Origin of the sequence: Micromonospora sp. KC723 (assembly GCF_004348595.1) — a bacterium.
Taxonomy (GTDB): Bacteria; Actinomycetota; Actinomycetes; order Mycobacteriales; family Micromonosporaceae; genus Micromonospora.
The window spans coordinates 1-7,788 of record NZ_SMKD01000198.1; the positions used below are offsets into that span (position 1 = coordinate 1).

Consider the following 7,788-nt stretch of genomic DNA (forward strand, 5'->3'; position numbering starts at 1 on the left):
CGCCTGACGGAGACCACCGTGGACCTCGCCTGGTACGCCCTGCTCGGCCTCTTCTTCGCCACCTACCTCGTCCTCGGCGGCTACGACTACGGCGTCGGCCTGCTGCTCGCCCGGGGCGGGCCCGTCGCCCGCCGCGCCGGCCTCACCGCGCTCGGCCCGTTCTTCCTCGGCAACGAGGTCTGGCTGGTGGCCTTCGTCGGCATCCTCTTCGGCGCCTTCCCCACCCTGGAGGGTGAACTGCTCTCCGGCTTCTACCCGGCCGTGGTCGGGGCACTGGTCGGGGTGATCCTGGTCACCGTGGGCGTGCAGTCGCGTAGCCGTCCCCTGGGCGCGGTCACCCGCGCCGGCTGGGACCGGGTGGTGGTCGTCGGCAGCGCGCTCGCCGCGCTCGGCTGGGGCGCGCTGCTCGGCGGACTGTTGCAGGGCGTACCCCTGCACGCCGACGGCCACGTCGCCGGGGTCACCCACCTGGCCACCCCGTTCGCCGCCGCCGCCGGGTTGGCGATGCTCGCGCTGGTCGCGGTGCACGGTGCGACGTTCCTCACGCTGCGGCTGCCGGCCGCCGACGCCGACGCCCTCGGCCGACTTGCCGGACGGCTGATCCCGGTGGCGGTCGCCGCGGTCGGCACGGCCACCGCGTTGGGCCTGCTCTCCGAGCGGGTACACGCCGCGACGCAGCAGCCGGCGGCGGCCGTACTGCTGCCGTCGGCACTGGTCACGGCGTTGCTGCTGGCGCGGGCGGCGCTCGCCCGGCGGCGGCCCGGGGTGGCCTTCGCCGCCACCGGCGCGGCGCTGGCGCTGCCCGTGGTGCTGGTCGGCGCGGCACTCTGGCCCGCCGTGCTGGTCTCCACCGTCGACCCGACGGCCACCCTGACCGTGGCCGAGGCGGCGGCGAGCGGGCCGACGCTGCGGCTGCTGGGCTGGCTCGCGCTGCCCCTTGTTCCCGCCCTACTAGGCTTTCAGGCGATGTGCTGGTGGGTTTTCCGGGGACGGACCGACGGCAGGGCACCGGTGTACTGGTGAACCGCCGTCCCTTCGACCCGCGTCTGCTGCGCCGGGTCCCCGCGGCCCGGCGCGACCTCGCCGTGCTCGCGGCGCTCGGCGGGCTCACGGCGCTGCTGGTCGTGGGGCAGGCCACCGCCCTGGCCACGCTGCTGGCCACCGCGTTCGACGGCCGGCTGGACACCGGCGCGCTGGCCGGTTTCGTCGCCGCCGTCGGCGGGCGGGCGCTGGTCAGCTGGGCGCAGGGCGCCGTCGCCGCGCGGGCCGCGGCCACGGTGAAGGCGGCCCTGCGGGCGGATCTGCTCGCCGCCGTCGGCCGGCACGGGCCCGGCTGGGTCGCCGGCCAGCGGGCCGGGCGGCTCGCCACCCTCACCGGGCGTGGCCTGGACGCGCTCGACGCCTACTTCACCGGCTACCTCCCCCAGCTCGTGCTCAGCGTGACCGTGCCGCTGGCCGTGCTGGCCCGGCTGGTCTTCGCCGACTGGGGCTCGGCGCTGATCATCGCGCTGACCCTCCCGCTGATTCCCATCTTCGGCGCGCTGCTCGGCTGGCAGGCCCAGGCCGCCACCGAACGGCAGTGGCGGCGGCTGTCGATGCTCGGCGGGCACTTCCTCGACATGGTCGCCGGGCTGCCCACGCTGCGGGTGTTCGGGCGGGCCCGGGCACAGACCGACGTGGTGCGCCGGATGGCCGACGGCCACCGGGTCGCCACCATGCGGACGCTGCGCGTCGCCTTTCTCTCCGCGCTGGTGCTGGAACTCGTCGCCACCCTCTCGGTGGCGCTGGTCGCGGTGCCGGTCGGCATCCGGCTGCTCGGCGGCGGGATCACCCTCTCCACCGCGCTGCTGGTGCTGCTGCTCACCCCGGAGGCGTACCTGCCGCTGCGGGCGGCCGGCAGCCGGTTCCACGCCAGCATGGAGGGACTGACCGCGCTGGACGAGGCGCTGACGGTCTCGGCCGCCCCGGCCACCGTGGCCCCCACCGCCACACCCGCGGTGGCCCCGGCTGGCAGCGGCGAGATCCGGTTCGAGAACGTCACCGTCGCGTACGACCGGACCACCGCGCTGCGCGACGTCACGCTGACCGTGCGCCCCGGTGAACGGATCGCCGTGGTCGGCCCCAGCGGCGCCGGCAAGAGCACCCTGCTCGGCCTGCTGCTCGGCTTCGTCACCCCCACCGCCGGACGGGTCACCGTGGACGGTGTCGACCTCGCCCACGTCGACCTCGACGGCTGGCGGCGCCAGGTGGCCTGGGTGCCGCAGCGCGCCCACCTCTTCGCCGCCTCGCTGGCCGACAACATCCGGCTCGGGGCCCCCGACACCCCCGACGCGGCACTCGCCACGGCGGTCGCCGACGCGGCGCTGGACGACGTCGTCGCCGCCCTGCCCGACGGGCTGGCCACCATCCTCGGCGAACGCGGCCACGGCCTGTCCAGCGGGCAGCGGCAACGGGTGGCGCTGGCCCGGGCCTTCCTCCGGGACGCCCCGCTGGTGCTGCTCGACGAGCCCACCGCCCGGCTGGACACCGCCAGCGAGGCGGTGGTGCTGGCGGCGACCCGGCGGTTGGTCCAGGGGCGTACGGCGCTGCTGGTCGCGCACCGGCCGGCGCTGCTGGCGGACGCCGACCGGATCCTGCGCGTGCAGGACGGTCGGGTCACCGAGCTGACCCCGGCCACCGAGGCGGCCCGATGAGCACCGCAGCCGCGGAACGGGCCGTGTGGCGACTGGCCCGGCCGTACCTGCGCCGGCTGGTCGGCGCGGGGCTGCTCGCCACGGCCACCGAGGTCGCCGGACTGGCGCTGATGGCCACCGCCACCTGGCTGCTGATGAGCGCCGCCGGCCGGCCGCCGCTGGACCGGCTCACCGTCGCCATCGTGGCCGTCCGGGCGCTGGCCATCAGCCGGGGCGTGTTCCGTTACACCGAACGCCTCGCCGGCCACGACGCCGTACTCCGGATGATCACCGACGTGCGGGCCCGGGTCTTCGCCACCCTCGCCGCCCGCCGAGGCCCGGCCGGGCAGCGGACCGGGGACGCGCTGAGCCGGCTCGTCTCCGACGTGGAGGCCGTCCAGGACCTGCTCCTGCGGGTGTTCGTACCCGGTGCCGCCGCTGCGCTGGTCGGTCTGCTGGCGGTCGGCGGGGCCGCACTGGTCTCCCCACCCGCCGCCGGGGTGCTCGCGGTCGGCCTGCTCGTCGCCGGGGTGGCGTTGCCCACGGCGGCCACCGTGCTGACCCGCCGCGCCGCCGACGAGGTGGCGCCGTTGCGGGGCGCGCTCGCCACCGACGCGGTGGACCTCGTCCACGGCGCGGCCGACCTGGCCGCCTTCGGCGCCACCGGGCAGGCGCTACGGGCCGCCACCGGGCGCGCCGACCGGCTGGCCCGACTGGAACGGCGGCTCGCCGCGGCCGGCTTCGCGGTCGACGCGGCGGGGGTGCTGCTCGCCGGGCTGACCGCCGGCGGCGTGGTGCTCGTCGCGCTGCGCGCCGGGGTGGGCGGGGTACTGGTCGGCGTACTCGCCGTGGGTGCCCTCGCCGCCGTGGAGACCGCCCTGGCCCTGGTCGGGGCGGCCCGGCAGCGCACCCAGCTCCGCGCCGGCCTCGCCCGGGTCGCCGACCTGCTCGCCGAGCCCAGCCCCACGGCGGACGGCACGGCTCGTACCGACGGCACCCCGTCCGTCGTCGAGAGGGCGACCCACGACGTGCGCTTCGAAGGGGTCGTCGTCCGGTACCGGGCGGGTGCCGCGCCCGCCCTCGCCGGGCTGGACCTGGACCTGCCCGGCGGCCGGCGGGTGGCGGTGGTGGGCCCGAGCGGCGCCGGCAAGAGCACCCTCGCCGCCGTGCTCACCGGCGCGGTACGCCCCGACGCCGGCCGGGTCACCCTCGACGGGCACGACCTGTCGGCGTACCCGGCCGACGAGCTGCCCCGGGCCGTCGGCGGGCTGCTCGCCGAGGCGTACGTCTTCCACGCCTCGGTCCGGGAGAACCTGCTGCTCGGCCGCCCCGACGCGGGCGACGACGAGTTGGCCGCCGCGACCGGGGCGGCCGGTCTGCTCGACTGGGTACGCGACCAGCCCGACGGCTGGGACACCATGGTCGGCGAGGAGGGCGGGCAGCTCTCCGGCGGGCAACGGCAGCGCCTCGCGCTGGCCCGGGCCCTGCTCGCCGCCCCGCCCGTGCTGGTGCTCGACGAGCCGACCGAGGGGCTGGACCCGGCAGCCGCCGACGCGGTGCTCGCCTCGGCGCTGGCGGCCACCCCGGCCGGGCACTCGGTGCTGCTGGTCAGCCACCGGCTCAGTGGCCTCGACGGGCTGGACGAGATCGTGGTCCTCGACGCCGGTCGGGTCATCCAGCGCGGCCGGCACGCCGAGTTGGTGACCGTCCCCGGCTGGTACCGGGACCAGTGGCTGGTCCAGGAGGCGGCCGAGCGGGGCTACCTCGCCCTGGCCCCCTGAGCGGCGGCCCTGCTCAGGGAATCTCCCCGACGCGGGTCGGTGCCGCCCGTGGCAGGGTGAGATCCGTGTGGGGATCGGAACATGTCCTGGAGGAGCGGCTGCGCGAGTTGGACGGCCGGCTGCGCGGGCCGGCCCGACTCAAGGCGGAGCTGCTCGTCGAGCTGCGACACGCGCTGGCCGACGCCGCCGAGGCGTACCGGGAGGGTGGGCTGGCGCCGGCGGAGGCCGCCCGGCGCGCGGTGGCCGAGTTCGGCACCCCGGCCCAGCTCGCCCCGGCGTACCAGGCGGAACTGGGCGCGGCGGCGCTGCGTGGCCTGTCGGTACGGGCCCTGGTGGTGGCCGCGATCCTGGTCGCCGCGGGCGATCTGACCTGGCAGGGGTCGAGCTGGAGCGACGGGCCCCGGCCGCCCGAGGTCTACCAGCTCCTCTCCATCTCGGTGAACGGGATCTGGCTGGCCGTCGCCGGTTTCTCGTTGGCCGCCCTGGCCCTCGGGCGGTGGTCGGCTCGCCGGGGCGCGATCGGCCCGTCCGCGGTGGGGCGGCTGGTCGGGCTGGGGCTCAGCGGGGCGTTGACGTTGGGTTTCCTCACCGGGGCCGCCCTGTTCGCCTGGTCGGTCCGGCTGTGGGACGCCGCGCTGACCTGGCCCCCGATGATCATCGGGGCGGTGCTGGTCGGGGCCGCGTGCTTCGCGCTGGCCCGGGCCACCCGCTGCTGGCTGGCCGCCGCCGGCTGAACCCGCGAGGCCCCGCCCCGCCGTCGTCCACCTGCGTGGCCTGGGCTCGGGCTGGACGGCCCGATCATCGCCGCCGGCACCCCGGGCAGGGGCCGGTGGTGGTCAGGCGGGGGCGGACGGCGGGGTGTCGGAGCCGAGGAAGCGGCCGACGGTGGCGCTGAACCGGTGCCAGCCGTCCCGCTCCCCGGCCAGCGCCCGACGACCCGAGTCGGTGAGTTCGTAGGTGCGTCGCTCGCGGCCGTTGACGGTGCTCCAGGAGCTGATCACATGCCCGGCCCGCTCCAACCGCCGCAGCGCCGGATAGATGGTGCCGGTGGGCAGATCGAGGCTGCCGTCGCTGCGTGCCCGCAGCGCCTCGATGATGGCGTACCCGTGTAGGGCGCCCTGCTCCAGCACCGCCAGCAGCAGCGCGTCGAGGTGTCCGTGCAGCGACTGGGCCTTCATGCGTAGATAGACTACGTGTCGGTTCTCCGGACCGCCAGCGGGGTGCGGGCTCCGCGCCCGCCGGACGGACCACTAGGGTATGTGCCCAGAGTCACTGGTCGGCGGAAGACGCCGGCGAGTGGGCAACCCGACGCACACGGAGGTCAGCGTGGTCCGCCAGTCGCCCCAACGGCCCGACGCCGACGAGCCCGAGCTCGACGCCACCGACGGGCCGGCCGAGTCCGCGCCGGAGCGCGGCACCGTCGACCGCTCCCTCTGGGACGAGCTGCGGATCGACCCGGTGGAGATCGCCCTGCCCGCCGGCACCGGTTTCACCCTGCGGGCGTACCGGCCGGGACGGGAGCTGACCCCCACCGACGTCGCCGAGCGCGACGAGGACGACCCCTTCCTGGCCCGTCGCCAGGTCGTCGAGACCGACGAGGACGACGAGGAGGAGGTGATCATCCTCGACGAGGAGTTCGCCGCCCTCACCGCCGAGGAGGACGAGACGGACGAGCCGAAGGCCAAGGGCCGCAAGGACGCCGCCGACGGCGAGGACGCCGACTCCCAGGACGAGGACGAGGACGCCGACGACACGGCCGGCGACGAGGAGGTTCCGCTCTTCCTGACCCACAAGGGCCGGCTGCTGCTCTTCAAGACCCCCGAGGCCCTCGTCAGTTTCATCCGGTCCGGCGCGCCGAACGACATGTCCCAACTGGACGGCTGGAACGAACTGGCCGAACGGGTGGAGCCGGCCGACATCACGCCGCTCGACGAGGACACGTACGAACTGGACCTGGTCGTGGAGAACCTGCGCGGCGGGCACGACACCTGGGATCCCACACTGCTGATCGAGGCCGGCGAGGTGGCCCGTGACCTGGCGTACGCGCTGCGGCTGCCGGCGGTGCTGGACATGCTCTCCGCCGGTTCCAGCCTCGACGACCTCGACGAGGCGTTGCGGTCGTCTGTCAATGGTGGGATCGGAGGATTCTTCGGCCGCCGACGGCTGAAGAGAATCGGAGCGCAGACCGCCAGCCTGGGTTGGCGCACCATTGTCGGCAAGATCTCTGCCGTGGTGGACTGGCGCGACTGACCTCGACCAGGGAGCATCAGTCTCTGGCAGAAGAAGACCTGTGTCCCGGGAGGAGGACGACGCCGTGGCGCTCGTGCGCGTGTACTGCGGTCTGGCCTCGGCGGATCCGGCCGACCGACCGGCATCGACCGGATCGACGCTGACGTCCGCTGTGGTCGACGACGCAGGCCGTCTGCTGCACGTCTGCGAGATCAGCGACGACCCGGCGGGCTACGCCCAACTGGTCACGCTGCTCGTGGAGCGGTCGGGCGGACTGAGCGGCGCGGCGATCGCGGCCGACAGCGACGACCACACGGTCACCTCGCTGTTGAGCGCCGCCGGGCGTCCACTCGCGATCGCCGACGACGACTCGGTCGACGACTTCGCCGAGCGTTTCGCCGACGACGACTCCCTGGAGGAGATGCAGTCACCGCCGGCCGAGCGACGGGCGGTGGGCCTGGCCCGCGCCCTCCAGGCTGGCGCCCTCTCGGCGGTCACCCTGCCGGCACCTCGGGATCTGGCCGGCTACAAGCAGGTCCTGTCGGCGCACGGCGCCCTCTCCAGCGGCCGCCACTCGGCCGCGGTGGCGCTACGCGAGGTGCTCCGTGAGCTCTATCCGGCCGCCCTGCGGGCGTACCCGGACCCGGCCGAGCCGGTGCCACTGGCCGTCCTGGACGCCCTCCCCGAGCCCGGCATGCTTGCCGGTACGACCGCCCAGGGCCGCGAGGTCACCGTCGCCGCCGACGCGGTCGCGGCGCACCTGGTCGCCGACGGGGTGGCCGAGGCCGACGAGATCGACGCCGCGGTGACCGCGTTGCGGGTGGCCGTCTCCGAGACGCCCCGGCGCGCGACGGTCAACCGGGCGCTCACCGCCGCGGTCGCCGAGACCGTCCGGCAGGCGGTGGCCGCGGTACGCGCCTGCGACGCCGGCTGCGAGGCCCTGGTCAGCGCGCTCACCGCCCGTAGCAGCGCACCGTCGCCGGCATCCGGCCGGCGCGCCGCCGCCCGCCGGGGCGAGCCGGTCGCCGAGCTGACCGGCATCAGCGGCACCGGAGGCGGGCTGCGTGCCCTGCGCCCGACCGAGCCCACCCCGCCCACTCCCACCG

General features: G+C 76.0%; 6 protein-coding genes and 1 pseudogene. 6 read left to right on the forward strand and 1 reads right to left on the reverse strand.

Annotation, left to right across the window (positions count from 1 at the left end; all coding sequences use genetic code 11):
* From E1165_RS26805 to E1165_RS26820, 4 genes are all read left to right on the forward strand, one after another.
* A partial coding sequence (locus tag E1165_RS26805; protein WP_243705005.1) for a cytochrome d ubiquinol oxidase subunit II occupies positions 1 to 1,023 on the forward strand: 1,023 nt, incomplete at its 5' end.
* The gene (cydD, locus tag E1165_RS26810) at positions 1,020 to 2,693 is read left to right on the forward strand and encodes a thiol reductant ABC exporter subunit CydD (RefSeq protein WP_132394508.1); all 1,674 of its coding nucleotides are present in this window, start codon (positions 1,020 to 1,022) and stop codon (positions 2,691 to 2,693) included. The genes E1165_RS26805 and cydD, both read left to right, overlap by 4 nt.
* Positions 2,690 to 4,453: a thiol reductant ABC exporter subunit CydC gene (cydC, locus tag E1165_RS26815; protein WP_132394509.1), complete on the forward strand. Its 1,764-nt coding sequence runs from the start codon at positions 2,690 to 2,692 to the stop codon at positions 4,451 to 4,453. Before cydD ends, cydC begins: the two co-directional genes overlap by 4 nt.
* Before the next feature lie 65 nt (positions 4,454 to 4,518).
* Positions 4,519 to 5,187: a permease prefix domain 1-containing protein gene (locus E1165_RS26820; protein ID WP_132394510.1), complete on the forward strand. Its 669-nt coding sequence runs from the start codon at positions 4,519 to 4,521 to the stop codon at positions 5,185 to 5,187.
* A gap of 102 nt (positions 5,188 to 5,289) precedes the next feature.
* Here the strand turns inward: E1165_RS26820 and E1165_RS26825 are convergent, their stop codons facing one another.
* On the reverse strand, positions 5,290 to 5,631 hold the full coding sequence (locus E1165_RS26825) for a PadR family transcriptional regulator (protein ID WP_132394511.1): 342 nt from the start codon (positions 5,629 to 5,631) through the stop codon (positions 5,290 to 5,292).
* Positions 5,632 to 5,749: 118 nt separating this feature from the next.
* Between E1165_RS26825 and E1165_RS26830 the strand changes: the two genes are divergently transcribed.
* Together E1165_RS26830 and E1165_RS26835 are read left to right on the forward strand one after the other, a co-directional pair.
* Positions 5,750 to 6,703: a DNA primase gene (locus E1165_RS26830; RefSeq protein ID WP_132394512.1), complete on the forward strand. Its 954-nt coding sequence runs from the start codon at positions 5,750 to 5,752 to the stop codon at positions 6,701 to 6,703.
* Between the two features lie 40 nt (positions 6,704 to 6,743).
* A pseudogene (locus tag E1165_RS26835) lies at positions 6,744 to 7,788 on the forward strand (transposase); the annotation flags it as partial.

Bases quoted from the DNA above. Each gene is read 5' to 3' on its own strand.
- cydC (WP_132394509.1), top strand. From the start codon at position 2,690: ATGAGCACCGCAGCCGCGGAACGGGCCGTGTGGCGACTGGCCCGGCCG.
- E1165_RS26825 (WP_132394511.1), bottom strand. From the start codon at position 5,631: ATGAAGGCCCAGTCGCTGCACGGACACCTCGACGCGCTGCTGCTGGCG.